The sequence below is a fragment of the Brevibacillus agri genome (assembly GCF_004117055.1).
GTDB lineage: Bacteria > Bacillota > Bacilli > Brevibacillales > Brevibacillaceae > Brevibacillus > Brevibacillus agri.
The window spans coordinates 375,944-395,000 of sequence record NZ_CP026363.1 but is presented as its reverse complement, the minus strand read 5'-3'; the positions used below and the strand labels follow the sequence as shown (position 1 = coordinate 395,000).

The following is a 19,057-nucleotide window of genomic DNA, read 5'->3' as shown; positions in this document are numbered from 1 at the left end:
GAGCTGTCCTTAGTACGAGAGGACCGGGATGGACGCACCTCTGGTGCACCAGTTGTCACGCCAGTGGCATAGCTGGGTAGCTATGTGCGGACGGGATAAGCGCTGAAAGCATCTAAGCGTGAAGCCCCCTCCAAGATGAGACTTCCCACAGCGTTAAGCTGGTAAGACCCCTCATAGACGATGAGGTTGATAGGTTCGGTGTGGAAGCGCGGCAACGCGTGGAGCTGACGAATACTAATCGGTCGAGGACTTATCCACACACTCTTAGCAAACATGCAGATCCAGTTTTCAGGGAATGAACGAATATAGTTAGTGAAGAACCGTGCAGAAATATCTGCACGGTTTTTTTGTTGTTTCTTTTTTTGTCCCAACCCCTTCCTTTACGCTAGTAGCAATTGAGAGGAGGGAGAGAATGTCAGTTCATCCGCTGCGGTTATTGGCCCTGTTACTATTGGCGACATGTATCGGAATCGGTGCCTACACCATTTTAAAACCGCATGATGTGACTTATATTCAGTTGCGGCCAACGGTGGAAAAAGAAAGCGGACAATTGTTGGAGGCAAAAGATATGGAGCCGCTGACCTTGGCATTGGAAGGTCTTTTTCAAACAACTTCTGATCCCATTCCAGGACTGATTCCATGGACAGAGGCACAGGACCTGATCGGGCTGCCCTTTTCGCGTCAAGTGAAGGGAGGAAGACCTTTGTTGCCAAGTGATTTGGAGCTAGGCAATCAGAAGGGAAACGAAGCCTCGTTGGGAGACAAAAGAACCGGGATGAGCATTCCGGTGGATAATGTGGCAGGCGTCTCACCGCACATTTCCGCAGGAGAAAGAGTGCATGTCTACGCCTCGTTTGAAGATGAGGCAGGGGCGCACTCCGGTTTACTCCTGCAAAATATGCCTATTTTGGCCGTTCAACGGGAGATGGAAGGAGATCAACCGAAATTGCAGGCTGTTACCCTTTCTTTGACGAGAGAAGAGGCCGTTTTGCTAACGCATGCTCTTCATTACGGCAAGATCAGATTGGGGCTGGCTGCGGTAATGGACGACCACAAGGCGGGAATAGGCGATGCCAGCTTCGCCGCTGAGTTGATGAAAACCAAAAAACGAAGGGGCTTGGAAAAGGAGGAACAAGGGTGAAAAGGCGATTACTCATTGTAGACGATGATCGAGAGGCAACGCGTCTGCTAGCCAACCAGCTTGCGGGCAGTCAGTTGATCGAAATATGCGGGGAGGCTGCCAGCGTAGACGAAGCATGGGCAAAGCTGCAGCAATCCAGGCCGGATCTCGTTCTTTTGGGAGGTGTAAAAGAAACGGAAAGAGGCGTTTTGTGCCAGCAATTCCGCCTTGCTTTTCCTCATCTGTCTTTTATAGCAGCATGCTCGGCCAATGAGCTGGTGTGGGAGCCGTTTTTTCGAAACCTGGGTATTTGGGTAATCGCCAAACCGGTACAATCCGGACAAGTGGAAGCGCTAGCCATGATGGCTCAGAGCCCGGGCTTGGACGCCAGGATTCCAGCACAGCCTCCGCAACATTTTCCCAAAGAGCAACAAGGAGGCATGATTGACCCGCAAGACCAGTTTGCAGAACCTTCACCGGCGTTCAACGGTCAAACCAAGGCAGGGATCAAGCACCTCATTACGGTGTACGGCCCAAAAGGCGGCGTCGGAAAAACGTTTATTTCGCGCGAACTGGCGATCTTTTTTTCCACGCAAAAAAAGGAAGGGCGCCCTTTGAAAGTGCTGGCAGTCGATTTCAATCTCGACTTGGGGACGTTCGCCACCACATTGAATCTGCCCAGAACGCCCAATTTGTTTACGTGGGTACAAGATCTCGATAGCCAGCTCCACGCATTTGCTCAAAAGCGCGGCCTAGACCCGTATGCTGTCCGGCAAAAGGAATGGCAGGAGCTTGCTTCCGTGTTGCCGCTGTCTCCACAGCAGATCGAAAAGTACGTCGTTGAGCATACGGAATCGGGTTTGGGCGTGCTTACTTCCCCGAGAGATATTCGGCAAAGCTTTGAAATTCGCGATTATCATTTGTATCTCATCCTGGAGACGCTCAAACAGAGTAGCTACGATGTCATTTTGATTGATACTGCGCCCGATACGACTGATGCGACGATCCAAGCCCTCTTTTTTGCCGAGCATGTTGTGATGGTAGGCACTCCTGTAGTGGATTCGATCGAAAACATTCAACGCTTGCTGAAGCTGCTGAGAGAAGCAGAGTATCCGGAAGAGCGAATCCAGGTGTGCATGAACCGCTTGCAGCGAAAAGAAATGTTTACGCTGGAAGAAATCCGGGCTTATTTTCAGCTCCATCCAAGCAAGAGGATTTTTTCCATTCCTGACGATGGAGAAGTGAAAAAGTCGATTAACACAGGGGTTCCAGTCATGATGCAAGCCGGGCGAAGTGCCGCCAGGGAGGCCATTGAAACGTTAGGAAAGGCATTGTTTCCGGTTGACGAAGAAACAAAAAAGCCCGCTGTAAAAGGGAAGCAGAGCGAGAAGCCATCCCTTTTGCGCTGGTTGTGGGGCTAGGGAGGCGCTATGTTCGACAAACGACAATTGCTGGGGATATCCAATCAGTTGCCAAGAGGCCAGGAGCAGCGAACGATCGGGCGGGAAACGTCCGGGCCGCCTGCTACGTTGTTTGAAAAAAAGCAAGAGCCTGCCCCCAGTCAGGAGCGGTCGATTGGCAGCGAGGCAGAAACGTTTGTTCGTACCCAAATTGTGGAGAAGTACGGCAGGCGTTTGTGGGAGGATAAGCATTCTCCCGCCTTCAAGAAAGAGCTGACAGCCGACATCAGAATGCTGTTGGAGTCGCAGGTGCCGCTTTCGTCCATGCATTTGGAGGCGGAAGTAAAACGACTGCTGCATTCCTTGACTGGCTGGGGAGCGCTTGATGAGCTATTGGAGGACCGGGATATTACGGAAATTTTGTTTCATCGCCATAATTATCTGGTAGTGGAACGCAAAAGTACCGGAAGGCTGGAAAAGCACGAGGCTGTCGTATTTCGCGACGAAGAAGAAATGCTGCAGTTGCTGGAACAAATTGCTGCGACGATGGGCCGGGAGTTTAATGAGACAAAGGCGGAGCTGCATACACAGCTTCCTGACGGCTCAAGGGTGGCAGCCACGCATCGTTCCATTTCGCCGGACGGGCACACGCTCACCATTCGCAAACACCGCGAGCTGCTCAGTGAAAGCGACTATTTGCGTTACGGGTCGATTTGCGCACCGATGCTCTTGTTTTTGCAAAGAGCCGTCGGTTTATCCAGAGCGTCCGGGATCGTCAGCGGAGGAACAGGCTCAGGCAAAACCCATATGCTGAACCTCATTTCCCAATACGTTCCTGAACATTTGAGCATCATCACGATTGAAGACGTGCTCGAGCTGAAGCTGCAGCATCCTTTTGTCCGCAGGCTTTTGGCAAAGCCGGCCAACTACGAAGGAAAAGGCGGCTTCTCCATTAAGGATTGCGTACGTTTATCGCTGCGCAAGCGTCCTGACGTCATTATGGTGGGCGAGACACGGGGCGGGGAAATTGTCGATATGCTGTGGGCGATGAATACGGACCACCCCGGTAGCTGGAGTACAGCGCATGCAAACTCGCCGCGAGCCTTGGTCGACTCTACGTTGCCGATTTTGTTTGGCAAGGCAGATGAAGTGTACAGTGCTGAGGAACGCAATCTGATGATTGGCTCGGCGTTGGATTTGATTGTCCAGGTAAAGCGGTTTGAGGAGGACGGCAGCCGCAAAGTGGTTGCCATCACGGAAGTTGTCGGCACAGGCCAATCGCACGAGGAATGGATAAAACGAGCGTGCAACGTCAAGCAGGTTGTGCCGGACCGGGTGTATTTGCAAGATATCTTTGTGTATGAAGCGACGGGGATCCAGGACGGAAAAGTAAAAGGGCATTTCAAGTGGACAGGCTATAGGCCTGAACGAATCATCAAGCGCTGGCAGGAAAAAGGATTGTCGCGGGAAGCAATTGAGGAAGTATTTTTTACAACGCCGATACAAGTCTAGGAGGGAAGGGACTTTGGCTGACATCAGCATGCCTGTCGCCATAGGAATTGGTTTTGCCACATTTTTGCTCGTCATTCCGCAAAACATGTATGTCCGTGAGCGAGCGGGCAAGCACGAGATTGTGGGATTGCTTCAGCGGGACAGAAAAACGGTCTGGAATCGGTTGGAGGAAAGGCTGGCGAAGTCACGCTCAGGCTGGGGAATCAACCAGTATGTCACGCTGTCTTTTTTCTTGGGGGTTCTGTCGTTTGGGATAAGCAGCCAACTACTGCAATCGTGGTGGCTGGCGCTTCCCGCCTTGCTTGCTGGCGTCTTGTTTACAGAGCGTTTGGTCAGCGTGTGGGGAGCCAAACGCAAAGACAAATTTGAGGCTGGCAATATAAAAGCGATCCGCCTGATGGCAAGCTCGCTGCGTACGTCGCCCTCTTATTTGCATGCTTTTGAGCAGGTTGCGGCAAGCCCATTTTTAGACGGGATTGTAACGGCAGAGTATAGGCGAATTGTCGAGCTGCTCCGGGCACAGGTGCCATTGGAGCACGTTATGAATGACTTTTACGAGCGAACGGGATCAGCCGATGTCAAATATTTGGCTACGATTGTGCAAATCCAGCGAGAAATGGGTGGAGACATGGCGAAAACGTTGGATTTGGCGGCTTCCTCCATTTTGCGCCGCAGACAGTCGCTGCGCAGGCAAAAAGCCGCTATGGCCCAAATTGTCGCGCAAGTGAATCTTTTGAGCGTGATGCCCTTCATCTTCATTTTGGCGCTGTATGCAAACAATCCGCATCATTTTGATTCGCTGACAGCAACCGTAGGGGGGCGGCTGCTCATTTTAGCGTGCCTGGCGAGTATTTTGCTAGGGGGAGAAGCGATTCGCTACATGGCGCACAAAAGTGTGCACCGGGGAGGGTGAGCGTATGCTTGTGATTTGCGCTCTGATTGGGTTTGCCATCTTTCTTTATGGACTCCCTGCTTGTCTGGGCAAGGGAGCTTCTTTTTTCTCTAGCTTGTTTAGTCGAATTGAAATCGAGCAGCAGGCAGAGCTCGATCAAGCATTCGAGCGCCGACAAGCTCGCTGGACACTGGTTCGTCTGCTGGAAAGACACCCGCCGCTTCTGCAGCGGTTATGCAGATGGACGGGCATCCATGCTTCCAAAACGGAAGAAATCATCTCGCGGCTCCACCTGCCGATTCGTTTGGTCGAAGTGGTTTTGGCGAGGCTGATTTGCATGTGTCTGGTCGCCTCCTCTCTGTTAGCTCTTTTGCTGAAGCTGGCCCAAGGGGAAATGCTCGGGATAAAAACAGGGTATCCGTTGATGCTCAGCTTGGGGCTGTATTTGTTGCCGACGTTTTATCTCGACTGGATGGATAAGCGGGCAAAAGCGGAAATACGCGAACAAGTGCCCGTCTTTTTTGGGATCGTCCAATCGTTGGTCGAGGCAGGTATGCCGCTGCAAGGGGCGGTAAAGCAGACGGCTCGTCGCTTCAATGCCAGGCTGGGCCAAGAGCTTGCCAAACTGGAGGTCGCGGAAAAACGGCATGGATCGTGGAGAAAAGCATTGGAGGAACTGGCATTCCGCTGGGAGGTCGATACGCTGACCACGATCGCTTTGGAGATGAATGAGGCAGTCACCAAGGGCGTCAGCATTTCGCAAATGCTGTCCGTGCAAATCGAGGAACAGGTGAGGCAGCAAGAGGATGAAGCAGCAGCTCATATGAACCGTTTGAACATTCGCCTGCTCCCTTTTGTGATTTTGTTTATGGGGGTTCCTTTGTTATTTCTCGTGATGGGCCCGGCATTGATGGGCATCGGAGAGCGGTTGTAAATATTTTTGCAAGGCTGCGCTGTCTTTTGGCAAAGTGAAAGTACGATCTGATAAAGGAGTGAAAGAGATGTCATTTATCGCAAGCTATTTCCAACGCTTTTGGAGCGAGGAAGACGGCGTAACGATTGTGGAAATGGTCATCATTGTGGCGGTGATCCTTATCTTGATTATTCCGACGCTGGCATCATTAGGGGAAGCTGAAGACGCCAAGCTGAAGGAACTGCAAGAAAAGATCAGCAAATGACAAATGTGCTTGTAGGCGGTCTGCTGACAATCGCCGCATGGTTTGACTGGAGGCATCGCAAAATTCCTAATACGCTCACGTTTTCCGCGATTGTGCTTGGATTTTGCTATCAGTGGCACACTGGATCGTTGTGGACGTCGTTATCAGGTGTGATGGGGGCATTTCTGCTGGCGGCCATCCCTGTAGCCAGCAAGGGCATGGGAATGGGTGACTTGAAGCTGCTCATGGCGATTGGGGCATGGAGCGGCTGGGCAGAGGTGTATCCGCTATTTCTTCACTCGATAGTTTTGTGCATTTTATTTGTCTTGCTTTATCCGCGCAGATGGTCCCGATTGGGAAAAAATTTGTTTGTGATGGCAGTGGGATGGACGGCGCATCGGCAGCTTTGGCTTCCCGGCGTAGAGAAAACGGCGTTCGCTTTTCCTTACGCCGTATTTTTGCTGGGTGCTTTTTTGCTCCGCCAGATGCTGCATAAGGTGGGGGCAGCCTGATGAAAACAATGCTGAGGCGATGGTTGCGGGACGAGCAGGGCAGTCAATTGATTGAGTTTGTCTTGATTTTTCCATTGGTTTGGCTGCTGATCGTGTTTTCGTTCGATCAGTTCACGATTTTGTACAACCGCCAAAAGGCTTTGGCAGCGGCATACGAGGCTGGCCGAATCGCTGCTGTGCAGCCCAATTTTGGACTGGCAAAATACCACGCGAGAGAGCGGGGCATGGCCGAGCTTGACCAAGGCATGGAGGTTGCCGAGCGCGATATTGTGCTGGAGCTGGACGGAGGCGGCTGGAAAAAAGGAAACCACTTTAAAGCTGAGGCGAAGGTGAGTTTTCGCTTGCTTGCCACGGGCGCGGTTTATGAGCTGTCCGAAAGCTATTACATGATGGTCGAAAATGCGGAGGACAAAAAATGACCGGGCTGTGGCAGCTTGCGGAGATACGCGCAAAAGAAGAGAGCGGGGCCACGATGATTACGATGCTCTTTTTTCTCTTCTGTTTGGGCAGCTTGTTGTCTTTGCTGTTGTTTTCGGAGCAGGCCGATTTTTTGGAAATGAACGTTCAGCATACTGCCGATCTGGTGACCAAAGGAGCGCGGGCTGCAGGTTTGTGGGAGTACACGGATACTGATGGGGAGACGCAGAGCAGACTTTATGCAACCAGTCAGGAAGCCGAGCAGGCAGATGCTGAAGTAATCAGGGGCGCTCGTGAGGAAGCAGCTATTTTATGGCGGCTGAACAAGTCCTCACTGGAGAGCAGGGCTGCCGGGGTTTCCGCCGTGCATCAAAAAGGGGAGCGTGCCTATTTGTATCGGCAAGGCATTTATCATTTGCAAGTAGAGGTAGAGCAGCGCATTCCTGTGTTTTGGGAAGAGCTGGATGTAAAAATAGCTCGTGTCTCGCAATCGGGAGTGTATGACTAAAGGGCTGGATAACGAAGCCGAGCACTGTTATTTTTGTCCCAATCACTCGTGGTAATTTAGGAGTATATTCCAAAAATAGGGATAGGAGTGAGGGGCAGTGCCGTCCAAAATTGTCGATCGGTACAAACGCATTCTTAACGGAGAGCAGAAACGCTTTTCCCCGTATGAATTTGAAGATGCGCAGTACCGCAAGCAGAAGGTCCAGTTAATCGTCCGCTATGCGATAGAAAACGTCAAAAAGTGGACGCCTGAGCAGGCGAGACGCGAGTTGAGTCTGGAGGATATAAAGCAATTGAAGCTGCATTTGATCCGCGAGTACATCGAGCCGCCGATCGAGGCAAAGGCGGAAGATGTGTACTACATTGTGGAGTATGCCTACCCGCATCTGCCTCGCCTGCCGGAGAAGCAACGGGTGCTGTGGGTTTATCAGGAGGTATTGTCAGGCATTCGCCGCCATTTTCCTCCTGCCTATTTCCAGAGCGTCAAGGGCGAGGAGCGCGCCAAAGTGTGCGTCGATTACATGTGCCAGCACTTGCTGAAGCTGTCTGATATGCGCGAGCTGCCCAGACTGTTCAGCAAGACGGAGCGGGCTTATTCGCTCCTGAAAAAATTCAAACTGAAAATTCTTGTCGATACGCTGTACTTTTCTCCTTTCGACATGGTGACGGAGATGTACCCGGAACTGAGCGATCCGGTTTATTGGGAAGCTGAGTAAAAATATTTGCCAACGCCCTCTGTCTTTTTTTACGGTATACATAGTTTCATTGGCTTATAAGCACATGAAACGGCCGTACTCTACAGGTGAGAGAAGGAGGCGTTGCGCATGGCAACAGTAGAGGCTCACCACCAGCGCTCTGCATCCGTGGAGCAGCTTCTTGGGCGGCATGTACGCTATCAGAAGCACAAGCCCGGCAGGCACCTTTCATTGGAAAGGCTGCCGCTGGGAAGTTTCCAAATCGAAAGCTTTCATCGATTTGGGGACAGGGTTGTACTCAATGACGGGCTGATTGTGATGGAGAATGCTCCAACCGTCATCGAGCGGGGAGGAAGAATTGCACTGCTTTTCGCTACAGGAGAGGAGCTTTACCTGTGGGCTGAGTAGTGCGAAAAAATCGCCCTTGCACGGATGCGTGCGGGGCGATCCAAAATTCACAAACCCGTTACAAAAATTGACAAAAAAGATTTGACGAGTGACGAAAGATGTTACAAAATGTCTATTATTATATAAAGTTGTAAAAAATTAGGGGGTGCTTTAACGTGTTGGCAAAGAGCGCAATCGAACTGGTCAACCGCTGCTATCAGGAGACAAATGGTCTGAAATTGGTGTCATTGGAAGAACTGAAAGAGGCATTTATCGCTTACGTTTTCGGCGACTACCAGGAGGAGTTCATGGTTCAGTATGATCTGGAAGAGTTTTATGAACATCTGAATCAGCTCCAACTGTCCAACTGCCGCAGAGACTTTGATAAGGCAGTAGAGGAATGGTATATCGTCGAGTATGGAAACGGTTATAGCGATGCGAACTATCACGACATTCTGTTCACGCTGGTGAAAGACGCAGTGGTGCAGTACCAATCGCAAAATCGGACAGCACTCATCCGAGACGTAACCAAACTTTTAACCATGCCAGATGGATTTGTCGCCAGGTGGAAGAGCGGCTTGCTGAAAGAACGTTCACTGCCTCACTACTTTAAATACTTGATGAAGCTGGGGGTTCGCAGTCAGACAGATATTGAAACATTGGTTGATATGTGGCTGCTTGAATACCCAAACGCCTTTGATAAAAAGCAGCAGGAGTTGTTCGCCAACCCACCGCGCAGAGGGAGACCGAACAATGTAGAGCTAGCGCTGCTCATTGACCTGGCAACCAAAGTCAAGCCGGAAATGACCCCACAAGAGCGGGAGCGTCTGCGGAAAATTTACTACTACCACCGCAAGTCACTCACTGTCAGGGAAATGGTTGAGAAATTCGAGAAATACCTCATGGGAAAAAATAAATCGAATGATTCCCAGGTGGGGTAGTCATGTTTCACCAAATGAGCCGTTTCGTCTCCAAATTCCGTGATTTGGAACAGCAGGAGTTTACGCATACTTCCGAAGAAGAACGGCAATGGAGACTGCTCAAGGAAAAGCTGGCTTCCCCTCATACGGTGGAACAGCAAGAGGCGATCATTCGCAAATGCATCGCTGTAACCAGCTTGTACCCGCAGGCAGGCGCCAGTTTTGTGGCCGGCAATATTGCGTACGCCTGGGCGGGACAAGGAATACCCGTGACGCTCTGCGAGATGCCAAATCAAACTTCTTACTTCTACTTCGCTCTTGATTACGAACGCAGAGTTCGATCACTCAAGAATTTTTCTCCGACATCATTGCTCCTCATGCAAAATAACCAACTTCGCATCCAGATCGACACCCCTTTTCATGGTCAGCAAGAATCTTCCCGCATGGATATAGCCAACTGGATACTTCGAGTAAGCAAAGACAGTCCGATTGTTTTCATAGATATCTCTTCTCACTGGAATCAAAGCGAGGCAAGGCAAATTTTCGAAATAGCTGATGAAGTGTGGGTTGTTTTTGATACAGATATCGCACGTCTTACTCGCTTGTTCCTGGTAGAGACAGCCCCGAGCTGGTGGGTGACAGAGAAAAGCAAATTGAGATTTATCGCAAACAAATGGAATGCACATTTTGCGCGTTCAACTGTCATGAAAAAAGTAAAAGGGACGCTCTCACTCTGGGGCCAGACCTTTCCGCAAATTGATTACCAGATTCCACTCGTTGATGAAGAGAAAGCCGCGATGGCACACGTAAAGGCCAACTTTTTGCTGGAGCTTTTTCCAGAACAAGAAAGTGAGTTTCAATCGCTGATTTACGCTCACAAAGGAAGGGTGTTATGAAAAAGCAAACGATGCTCGTTATCTGCCTGATCTCGTTTCTCCTGGCAGGCTCCTCCTTCTATGCAGCCACCCAGTATATTGATGCGCTGGCAACGGAAAAACTGTTTGCCCCAGTCGTAAAAGTGGCTGCCGGAAAGGAAATTTCTCCTTTTGAGCCGATTACAGAAGACGATGTGGTACTAGTACAGGAAGAAATTGATGAAATCCTCCCAGAAGCGGCACGAGATATAACTGCTGTGATTGGCAAAAGGAGTACGCAAACCATTTATCAAGGTGAGCAACTGTTAACAACCAAGCTGACAGATTCACAGCTTCTGCCGGAAAAAGGTGAGGCGCGGTATGAGTTTCCATTGCTCTCGATTCAGCCTTTGACAGAGCTGCGCAAGGGCGACCACGTGAAAATCTGGGTCAAGTACAAGAGCCTGGCCGAATTGCAGGATTACCCTGAGCCTGTGCAATTCAAAAAGACGAATGACACGGCGGAGTTTCTGTTTGAGAGCCAACTGGCCAGCGTAAGAGACAGCAATGGCACCGAGATCTACACTCTGAAACCAAGCCTGTTGCCTTCTCCAGATCAGATGGATGCGGTCTTCAACGGCTCTCGCGAAAAGCCTCAGTCGAATAGCGAGAAAAAATATCACGATTATCGGGTGCAGCCCACCGCACTACCTGCTTTTCTAGGATTCAATCTAACGGATCGAGAGTACGTGATCCTTAACGAAGCAATGTCATACGGCATGCTGCAGGTAGGCCATATCATGGTTTCAAAGGAGCAAGCGTCATGAAAATTTTAGTTTGTTATCCGATGAAGTCGTTAGCCAAGACGTATATGCCGACTGCGAGCGAGGTGTTGGTGGCTGAATCATCTGAGGAGTTCCCCCGGTTGGCTCACCTGTACCAGCCGGACGCGACCGTCGTTTTTTCCGAGATGTATGCAGCACCGGCGTGGGAATGGCTTCCCTCCGTCCGAAGCGTACTGCCTGCTCACTCTCCGCTGATTATCGTTCCATTGTATCGGGATGAGCAAATCATTGCCCAAGTCACAGAGAAACTGGAGCTTGAAATGGTGTACGTACTGTCTGCCCAGCTTTCACAGGAAGAGATTCGCAGCAAAATCAGCCTGATCCTGGGCTTTGTCCATGAAAGGAAGGAACACCAAAGCAGCGAAAGAGGCGGCCAGGTCTACGCCCTCATGAGTTATGGCGCATCGGGAATTACTACGTTTTGCATCAATTACCCGATTTTGCTCGCCAGACAGTACCCGACCAAAAGTATTGCCGTTCTTGACATGAACGTTGCAAAACCCGATTTAACCCGCTTTTTCAAGCTTCAGCAGCATCAGTTATCTCTGTTTCGTCCAAATTTATTGGATTACCAGACAGCACTTAGGCGAAACTGGCGCAGCGTCTGCAAACAGAGCGCTCATATGCCCAATCTGTATTACGCGCACGCAGCCAGCAAATGGCGGAGTGCGGAGCTAAGCAATATGCTTGCGGCTTTTCGCCTGCAATTCGACCATGTGTATGTCGACTGGGGGTACTGCTTCCCGGAGTCAGAGACCATGCAGCGTTTGCTTTTCACGGCTGATCGCAATCTGTTGTTTGTTCGCGCTGATCCCTTTGGCATCGAAAGCGCGAAAGAGTGGCTTAAGCATTGGCGAGAAAAAGGTGTACAGTGCGAGGTTTTGCTAAGCCATCAGGAGCCAGGCCAGCCTTATCGGATTGGAGAAGATATCCCGCTCTACGGTGTGGTTCCTCGCATATCGCCAAGCAGGCTGATGCAATCCCAGCGAAGCAGCAGTGTGTTGATCGAAGAGTTTTTCCCGCCCAAATCGTACATCAGCAGTCTCAAGGAAATTGCCAAAGCAGACCTTGCTGAAAAAAGCGTGGTGTACAGTTGATGAGAATAGCAGAGCTGAACAGGGGCACAGCCAATTTGCACGACATTGAGGAAATAAAGCAGGCGGCTCGAGATTACTTGAATCACTTTGGCAAAACGCGCGAAGAAAAGCTGGAGATGCAGCAAATTCTCTCTTTGGCAGAGCAAGGAGACCGCGACAGCCACAATCATATTATTTTGCGCTTGCAGCATTACTTTGAAGAAGTGCTCAAGCGTCCGATATCAGAGGAAATTTTGCCGCATGTCAACGGCTACGAAGGCCTTGTGTTTTCGACCTATGGCTGGGGAATACTTGACGCCGTTCTGCATTTGTCTCCGTGGGTAGAAGAAGTGCGGATAGGCGCTGATCGACGAGTAGCGTACCTGGAACAAGGAGTGAAAAAGTTTCTCTCTTACACTCCTACCTGGAAGGAAGTCGAGATACTTCAACAAAAGCTGACGAATGCTGCCGGTCTGTCTTTTAACGAGAAAAAACCTCGTCTGAGCGGGTATCTCCATGCTCTTAAAGCTCGGTTAACCATGTTTACTTTTCCATATTCAAGAGTGCCCACGATTCTTGTCAGGCGGTTCACGACTCCGGATTTCTCGCTTGACCAGCTTCGGACACAGCCTCGGCCGACTTTTGACGAGCCTGTGCAATGGCTGCTCGAACAGCAAGTGCACGGACGGGGCAACGTTCTTGTCATTGGACCGATGGCTGCCGGGAAAACAACCTTGATGATGTGCATGTTGAAGCTCAAGGACCCGCTGACAGAGTACATTACCATTTTCGAAAGCGAGCATGAGATGCGATTCGCCGATGTATGGCCGGGCGAAGTCATTGAACTGCAAAATGTGGAAGAAATCGGCATTGAGCTGAGCAACTGCTTCAAAGATATGTACCGTTCAACAGCCAATACGATTTTGATCGGTGAAATCCGCGAGCCGATCGAAGCGTACCATTTTGTCAATGCGGGAATCAGAGGGACGGATGCTACGATTGCGGCAATGCATGAACGTTTTCCCCATAAAGCTTTACATGACCTGACAGACCTCGTTTATCAGTATGGGGGACGAAGTGTCGAGTTGACGCAAGAAAGGATCAGCAGGGCAGTCAATTTTGTAAACTCGCTTACCTATCGAAATAACGGTCACCGTTTTGTCGATGCCATTCATGTTACGGAATGGAACGACACTTTCAATCGCGTCGAATCGATCCCGCTAGTCAGTCGCAATGTGCAAACGGGTGCATATGAATGGACAGGAAAGCAGCTAAGTCCTCATCTGGTGGAGTATATGTGCTACGTCGGGAGAGCGAACATTGATGTATTGAAAGAACTACGTCTTACTGATCTGGGCAGGCAGCTATGATTTATTCGCTACTCATTCCGATGGTCGTCTGTCTGTTTATCGGTTTTATGTTCACCGGAGTGTACTTGTACCATAACTGGACTGCTCCCCGAGTTTTCTTTCCCCGCACGGTAGAAGCATGGAGAGAAAAATTTTTGCAGCATGCCACCAGGCGGATGCTGTATGAGCGATACGATCGGTGGTGTCAGATAGGGGGAGGTACACCCGAGGCTCATCTGCTGCTTTCCTTGATTGGTGGTGTCGCGGGATTTGCTTCGGGAGTCTTGCTGGGCAACCTGATTGTCTCTCTGTCTTTGTTTCTCTTGTTTCTTTTACTGCCTACTCTTTTGCTGTACGCCCGTTATACGGTTCGGATCAACAAAAAAATCAGTTCATTTTGCCGCTTTGTGGAGCTTTTTGCCCGCTATTATAACAGCCGGAAAAATATTGTGCTGACTTTTCGGGAAATGATTGAAGAATGTCCGAAGGAGCTTCTGCCAGATTTGCTCCTGCTGAACAACACCCTTGCCGATGGCGGGAATCCTACAGTAGCGGTAGAACGCTTTGCGCAAAGGCTGGATCATCCATGGGCATTTGATTTTGCCATGTACATCGCCAGTGGGTTGGAGGGAGAGACCGAAGACATTCAGGTACCTCTGAACCGATTGACGAATGAAATGTTTGTGCAGCAGGACGAAAAACATGAGCGGGACAGCGAAATATACTCGATCTGGATCAGCCTTTTAATCGTCATTGCCATCTGCATATGCTTGATTCCTTACAACCAGGGATTGTTGAAAGATTCGTATCGGCTTTATTTTTACACCCCTGACGGACAGGCTATTTTAGCGCTGGCGGTAACCGTCTGGTCATTCTCCATCCTGCTTGCGTTCATTTGGGGGAGGAGGTATCGGTAATGCAGTTGCTCGTCATGTACACGTGGTTGGGTTTGGGTTCTTTATTTATGTTTCTCGCTGTCTTCTTCGTCGGAAAGTATTTGGTGCAAAGCCAAAGGCCTGCGCTGTTCATCTCTGCGAAGTGGTGGAAAAAGTGGGAGAGGACGGTCAAATCTGCCGAAGATGAACAATGGGAACAGTTGCTTTCCCGGGCAGGGAGGCCATTTGGTTGGGGAAAAGCCGAGTGGCTGTTTCTGCAACTGCTGTGTGGAAGTGCCGTTTGCATTCTCGTTCTTCTCTGGGCAATTTTGTGCCGTGTTGAATCATTTCCGCTTTTGTCGATGTGTCTTGCTTCGGGAGGGGGGTACTTCCTTCCGTACCTGGCTCTGAAGATGTGGGCGGGCAATCGCGAGGATATGCTGAGCACAGACATAGCCCGCTTCATCAACCGTTATGTAACCTTGCTGGAAAATCAGGTGCCTGTCTACAATGCCATGGTAAAAGCGGCAAGACCTACGAGAAAGCTGAAAGAGTATATCCCAACTTTGTCAGAGTGGAACAAAGATCCGGATGAAGCGTTGGAAAGCTTCAAACGCAAGCTGGGGGTCGATGATGGCGTTATTCTCGTTTCCAGCATGCGCACTATTGAGCAGCTAAGCGCGGGACAAGTCAGTGTAACGATGCAGCGCATGGAATGGGCCGTCGATCAGCGCAGGATGTTTCGCCATCGCAAAAAAATAAAATCGCTAGGTATCGGCTACAGTGTCATCGTTTACCCGGCTTTTTACATGGGGTTGTTGGTTGCTATGTTTCCCTGGTACAAGCTGCTGACAGAAATTTTGGCCAAGTATTTAACCTAAAGGGAGGCTAAGCGCTTGACCAAACTGTTGTCCATTATCATGTGCATCGTATTCACTTTGGGAATCATCGTGTCAAGCCTCTCGCACATCAACGCATCAGTTGTTCAGGATGGCGGACTGCGAGATCGAGCAGTTGATTGGATTGATAAAGCGATACCGTAGCATGGCTTTTCTAGTTAACTACTAAAAGGAGAGTGCCACAATGTCGAAAATGTTTTTTATTTTCCTTGCGTGCGTCATGGTCCTGGGGATCGGTGTCAGCTCTTACGGCAATGAACTATCGCCCGCTGCAAACGATTCTGCCGAAAGCATTAACCGTTCCATCACATCACTGAATTACGACACAAGAAATGAAAACATCAACTTCAAAATGCAGAACGGCACAGCCTATACGTCAAACTGATGCTGCACCATCATGTTTTTCTCATTATCGTCGTAATGGCAGGGAGCTTGTGCGCGTTCCTATGGAACTTGCAGCCAGAAGAACAGCTTCGTGAGACTCAACAGGAAAGGGTGTATCGAGCTGCGACGGTTATCTTTCATTAAAAAAGAAAACAGTCGTCTCGTAAGCGATGGTCAAAGCAAAAGTATTTCTCGTTTGCCTGATGGTGCTGCTGTTCGTAATTTCCGGAGTAGGAGCCTACCATCTGTACGCCATGGAGAGAGCCATTGCTCGTGGCATCTATGCGGATATTCTCGATGACATGCAGGATATCGGCTATTTGGACCCGGCTTTGGCAGAATACTATACCAAAAAAATGGCCGAGCTTGGCTGGGACGTAACAGCAGATGTATTTGCGGGTAGCTGGCCGCGAACGATGGGAGAGCGGGCACGTAAAGAGCAAAAAGAGTCCGTCACGCTTACCGTTACGGTTACGCCGTCCAACGTGGCAAAATGGCTGAATGCATTTGTGGAGGGCGATACTGCCTTTTCTTTTACAGGGAGCCGCCCCTCCGAATATTTTGACCCAGGGTGGTAGTCCATGAATAAAATGATTAGCATGTTGGTTTTGCTTGTTCTCGTACTGCCTCTTACGGTGGGGGTGCTTTTTACAGGTCCCGACAACCTCCTGTCGGCTTGCAAGCAGTTTTTCGGTGATCTGCTCGTCCAGGTGACGAGATTCGGTACAGCCTGATGGGACAGCTTGTTGCCGTTATTCTCAATGTCATGCTGTTGTTGATGGTGAGTCTGGGGCTATTGCAGGTACACACGGTCGTGCAGGCGGAAAATGAGCTGATGGAGGTCAGCGCTGCTGCTACAAAATACATCAGCAACCGCGGAGGGACCAATGAAAGCTTGCTGCAGGAGGAAGTGCGGGCTTTTATCGCAAAGGAACTGGCGGAAAAGCGGTTTTCCTTGTCCGAGCGGGAGATCTCTGTAAGTGTGACGCGCACGCATTCGGCCGATCCTGTTTTATGGAGTCATGCAGACGAGTTTTCCCTTGTTTTGACCATTCCCTATCCCGGTTTTACTTCATGGATTCTCGCACCTGCTGAAACGTTGCAGGTCACTCGCCAGGGGACGATTAACGTCATGGACTACGATCTGTAAACATGTGCACTCTCGATAGACGAGAGGACTGCATTAGGAGGATATTCATACGGGGATTAACATTTTATCTATATCGGCGCTGTTGCTTTTTTTGCTGATCGGTACGTTTGTCGTCGATGCTGATATGGCGATGCAGAAAAAAACGGAAATAAAAATGCTGCTGGAGCTGGCCAATCATCATGCCACCTTTGCAATTGATCCTGTCTTGAAGACAGAGGGCGTCATCGATTTGCTGGAAGACGAGGCGCTACAGCGCTTTGACCGCAGGATGAGCGAAAATGGCGGGTATCAGCGCCAGCTCCATTCATACGTGCCAGGAGCGAAAAGCGTGACCACCGACCCGATTCCATTTGTGCGTCATTACGTGGATTTCCGCGCTTGGCGGCAGGATCTGACGTTGCGGCTGCAGTACAACGGAGACAGCTTCGTCACCGTGAGCGCGACGCCAGGAGCTGTCCGCCAAGGGGGCGGTCAACTGCAAATTACAGTTGTGACCGAGCGGGGAGAAGAGCTGCAGCTCGCTCCGAAAAAGATGGTGGGACCGTCCCACATCGTTGTCGCTTACGTGGACGAGAGGCCGTTCCTGCCGATGCTGCCTGGGCATTCCTTTCCAGTGGTTTCGGTGGAGGAAGTGAAGTTTTAGCTTGAGGCGGCTCTGGTGCTCTGTCCATCGATGCCGCCATCGTCTGCTGGACTGACTGTCAAGCACTGATTTTTAGATTAAACCAAAAAATATTAACTTTTTTTTATAGCTCTTCACCATTAAACGTGCTTGATCTTCCTCTAGCGTAGTTTTTCACTTTTTTATATGGCTGGTTTACACTCCAGCCGAATTCGAATCTTGAACCGCTCGATGTTGCGATACCCATAGGCTCGTCGCTTGATGACTTTCACTTTGTTGTGTGTCCCTTCAATCGGAGCATTTGTAACTCGAAACGAAAAATAATTCTGAACCGACTGTCGCCATTGAACGATTGTTTTTGCAATCGAACGGACGGCAGAGGTGGGAGATGTGAGGTGCTCGGTTATCCATTGTTGGAGTGCTTCTTTTCCCGACTCTTCTGTCTGAGCTGCATATACCGTTCTCATGTGCTGAAGAGCGTTGTAAAGGCGTTCCAAATGGGGATCTTGAGCGAACCAGGCTTTCAATTCCTCCTGTTCCTCAGGTTTCAGTTTATCAGGAGGTGTGTGGAGCAGACGTTGTTCATGTCTACCCCGGCGATGAGTTCCCCGCGAACGGGTACGTTTACGAGCAGCTTCTAACGATTTGGAGAAGAGCTGAATGACGTGGAACTTGTCCGCTACTACCGTGGCATCCTTCCAAACACCGCGAACCGTCTCAGCCATTCCAGGAGCCAAGTCTGTCACAACAACCTGTGGAGGCGTAGCAAAGGGCCAGTTCATGAGAGCCTGACGAACCTGCTCACGTGAACGCCCTTCTGTAACCTGCCAGATATGCCCGCTTTGTGCATCCATGAGGTTGACACCGTACTTGTGTCCTTTTTGGAGAGCAAACTCGTCCAGACAGACCATAGTAGGCGTAAGATGATCTTGGGGCTTAGCGAGAAGCTGAGGAGCCAGTTGGTAATACCACCGTTCCAATGTCGTATAGCAGATTCCGAGTTGTTTGGAAACGCTAAGCAAATCCCTCTTCTGACACAACTCAACGGCCATTTGACGAAACGCAAAAGTAGCCGTTCCTCGATAGGGAATTCCATCCCATTCGAGAGTCCAGGTGATCTGGCAATCGTGGCAACGTTGTCGATATACAGGAACACGTACCCAGACAGTACCCCATGAAGGAATAAAGCGGTGACGAAGAAGACGGTACCCTGGGCGAGCATGATTGGTGCTCTCTTTCAGGCAGAGAGGACACAGATGAGAGGCTGGATTGGGAGTGAGAGTCACTACCCAATCGGTTTCAGTCGTTTTGTCCCAATGGGAAAGTTGAAACGATGGAAGGCCGATTAAGTCTGTGGTAAACTGGTTAGACAACGTAGATTTCCTCCTATCTTGTGATGGTCAGGACAACTTTCACGATAGAGGAACATCTACGTTTTTTCAATGTCTAGCACGGGTTATGGTGATGAATCTTTTTTATGATTG

Annotated in this window: 24 protein-coding genes and 1 rRNA gene (1 of these 25 only partly in view); 24 read left to right on the top strand and 1 reads right to left on the bottom strand. The window is 50.1% G+C overall.

Annotated elements, in window-relative coordinates:
• The 24 genes from BA6348_RS02075 to BA6348_RS01965 all read left to right on the top strand — a co-directional run.
• Nucleotides 1-258, top strand: a 23S ribosomal RNA gene (locus BA6348_RS02075) (it extends 2,761 nt beyond the left edge of the window).
• Between the two features lie 154 nt (nucleotides 259-412).
• The gene (cpaB, locus tag BA6348_RS02070; RefSeq protein WP_005831499.1) at nucleotides 413-1,141 is read left to right on the top strand and encodes a Flp pilus assembly protein CpaB; all 729 of its coding nucleotides are present in this window, start codon (nucleotides 413-415) and stop codon (nucleotides 1,139-1,141) included.
• Entirely contained in the window at nucleotides 1,138-2,541 is a 1,404-nt protein-coding gene (locus BA6348_RS02065) for a CpaE/TadZ family protein (RefSeq protein WP_007786431.1), read from the top strand. The genes cpaB and BA6348_RS02065 overlap by 4 nt, the downstream gene beginning before the upstream one ends.
• A 9-nt stretch (nucleotides 2,542-2,550) precedes the next feature.
• On the top strand, nucleotides 2,551-4,032 hold the full coding sequence (locus BA6348_RS02060; RefSeq protein ID WP_005831496.1) for a TadA family conjugal transfer-associated ATPase: 1,482 nt from the start codon (nucleotides 2,551-2,553) through the stop codon (nucleotides 4,030-4,032).
• Between the two features lie 28 nt (nucleotides 4,033-4,060).
• Nucleotides 4,061-4,945 (top strand): type II secretion system F family protein, encoded by an 885-nt coding sequence (locus tag BA6348_RS02055; RefSeq protein ID WP_035317546.1) that lies wholly within the window; start codon nucleotides 4,061-4,063, stop codon nucleotides 4,943-4,945.
• Nucleotides 4,946-4,949: 4 nt separating this feature from the next.
• Nucleotides 4,950-5,858 carry a type II secretion system F family protein gene (locus tag BA6348_RS02050; RefSeq protein ID WP_005831493.1) on the top strand — a complete coding sequence of 303 codons (909 nt, stop codon included), beginning with the start codon at nucleotides 4,950-4,952 and terminating at the stop codon, nucleotides 5,856-5,858.
• A gap of 67 nt (nucleotides 5,859-5,925) precedes the next feature.
• A complete protein-coding gene (locus BA6348_RS02045) occupies nucleotides 5,926-6,102 on the top strand; it encodes a hypothetical protein (protein ID WP_005831490.1) in 177 nt (58 codons plus the stop codon).
• Nucleotides 6,099-6,593: an A24 family peptidase gene (locus BA6348_RS02040; RefSeq protein ID WP_005831488.1), complete on the top strand. Its 495-nt coding sequence runs from the start codon at nucleotides 6,099-6,101 to the stop codon at nucleotides 6,591-6,593. Before BA6348_RS02045 ends, BA6348_RS02040 begins: the two co-directional genes overlap by 4 nt.
• Complete coding sequence (locus BA6348_RS02035; protein ID WP_005831486.1) at nucleotides 6,593-7,012, top strand: TadE/TadG family type IV pilus assembly protein; 420 nt, start codon at nucleotides 6,593-6,595, stop codon at nucleotides 7,010-7,012. The genes BA6348_RS02040 and BA6348_RS02035 overlap by 1 nt, the downstream gene beginning before the upstream one ends.
• Nucleotides 7,009-7,518 (top strand): hypothetical protein, encoded by a 510-nt coding sequence (locus BA6348_RS02030; RefSeq protein WP_007786425.1) that lies wholly within the window; start codon nucleotides 7,009-7,011, stop codon nucleotides 7,516-7,518. Before BA6348_RS02035 ends, BA6348_RS02030 begins: the two co-directional genes overlap by 4 nt.
• Before the next feature lie 97 nt (nucleotides 7,519-7,615).
• Nucleotides 7,616-8,233: a DUF4046 domain-containing protein gene (locus tag BA6348_RS02025; protein WP_005831482.1), complete on the top strand. Its 618-nt coding sequence runs from the start codon at nucleotides 7,616-7,618 to the stop codon at nucleotides 8,231-8,233.
• A 108-nt stretch (nucleotides 8,234-8,341) separates the two neighbouring features.
• The gene (locus tag BA6348_RS02020; RefSeq protein WP_005831480.1) at nucleotides 8,342-8,620 is read left to right on the top strand and encodes a hypothetical protein; all 279 of its coding nucleotides are present in this window, start codon (nucleotides 8,342-8,344) and stop codon (nucleotides 8,618-8,620) included.
• A 155-nt stretch (nucleotides 8,621-8,775) separates the two neighbouring features.
• The gene (locus BA6348_RS02015) at nucleotides 8,776-9,540 is read left to right on the top strand and encodes a hypothetical protein (RefSeq protein ID WP_005831478.1); all 765 of its coding nucleotides are present in this window, start codon (nucleotides 8,776-8,778) and stop codon (nucleotides 9,538-9,540) included.
• Nucleotides 9,541-9,542: 2 nt separating this feature from the next.
• The gene (locus BA6348_RS02010) at nucleotides 9,543-10,415 is read left to right on the top strand and encodes a P-loop NTPase family protein (protein ID WP_005831476.1); all 873 of its coding nucleotides are present in this window, start codon (nucleotides 9,543-9,545) and stop codon (nucleotides 10,413-10,415) included.
• Nucleotides 10,412-11,200 (top strand): SAF domain-containing protein, encoded by a 789-nt coding sequence (locus BA6348_RS02005; protein WP_005831475.1) that lies wholly within the window; start codon nucleotides 10,412-10,414, stop codon nucleotides 11,198-11,200. Before BA6348_RS02010 ends, BA6348_RS02005 begins: the two co-directional genes overlap by 4 nt.
• On the top strand, nucleotides 11,197-12,315 hold the full coding sequence (locus tag BA6348_RS02000) for a CpaE/TadZ family protein (RefSeq protein WP_122953465.1): 1,119 nt from the start codon (nucleotides 11,197-11,199) through the stop codon (nucleotides 12,313-12,315). Before BA6348_RS02005 ends, BA6348_RS02000 begins: the two co-directional genes overlap by 4 nt.
• On the top strand, nucleotides 12,315-13,664 hold the full coding sequence (locus tag BA6348_RS01995) for an ATPase, T2SS/T4P/T4SS family (RefSeq protein ID WP_005831471.1): 1,350 nt from the start codon (nucleotides 12,315-12,317) through the stop codon (nucleotides 13,662-13,664). The genes BA6348_RS02000 and BA6348_RS01995 overlap by 1 nt, the downstream gene beginning before the upstream one ends.
• Nucleotides 13,661-14,560: a hypothetical protein gene (locus BA6348_RS01990; protein WP_007786417.1), complete on the top strand. Its 900-nt coding sequence runs from the start codon at nucleotides 13,661-13,663 to the stop codon at nucleotides 14,558-14,560. The genes BA6348_RS01995 and BA6348_RS01990 overlap by 4 nt, the downstream gene beginning before the upstream one ends.
• A complete protein-coding gene (locus BA6348_RS01985; RefSeq protein WP_005831467.1) occupies nucleotides 14,560-15,399 on the top strand; it encodes a hypothetical protein in 840 nt (279 codons plus the stop codon). The genes BA6348_RS01990 and BA6348_RS01985 overlap by 1 nt, the downstream gene beginning before the upstream one ends.
• A 202-nt stretch (nucleotides 15,400-15,601) precedes the next feature.
• A complete protein-coding gene (locus BA6348_RS01980) occupies nucleotides 15,602-15,802 on the top strand; it encodes a hypothetical protein (RefSeq protein ID WP_005831465.1) in 201 nt (66 codons plus the stop codon).
• A gap of 169 nt (nucleotides 15,803-15,971) precedes the next feature.
• Nucleotides 15,972-16,379: a hypothetical protein gene (locus BA6348_RS01975; RefSeq protein ID WP_005831463.1), complete on the top strand. Its 408-nt coding sequence runs from the start codon at nucleotides 15,972-15,974 to the stop codon at nucleotides 16,377-16,379.
• 3 nt (nucleotides 16,380-16,382) lie between these two features.
• Complete coding sequence (locus BA6348_RS26470; RefSeq protein ID WP_005831460.1) at nucleotides 16,383-16,535, top strand: hypothetical protein; 153 nt, start codon at nucleotides 16,383-16,385, stop codon at nucleotides 16,533-16,535.
• Nucleotides 16,535-16,951, top strand: a complete 417-nt coding sequence (locus tag BA6348_RS01970; protein ID WP_005831458.1) for a hypothetical protein — start codon at nucleotides 16,535-16,537, stop codon at nucleotides 16,949-16,951. Before BA6348_RS26470 ends, BA6348_RS01970 begins: the two co-directional genes overlap by 1 nt.
• 79 nt (nucleotides 16,952-17,030) lie before the next feature.
• Nucleotides 17,031-17,594 (top strand): hypothetical protein, encoded by a 564-nt coding sequence (locus BA6348_RS01965; RefSeq protein WP_025843817.1) that lies wholly within the window; start codon nucleotides 17,031-17,033, stop codon nucleotides 17,592-17,594.
• A 161-nt stretch (nucleotides 17,595-17,755) separates the two neighbouring features.
• Here the strand turns inward: BA6348_RS01965 and BA6348_RS01960 are convergent, their stop codons facing one another.
• Entirely contained in the window at nucleotides 17,756-18,946 is a 1,191-nt protein-coding gene (locus BA6348_RS01960) for an ISL3 family transposase (RefSeq protein ID WP_081592107.1), read from the bottom strand.
• Nucleotides 18,947-19,057 lie beyond the last annotated feature (111 nt).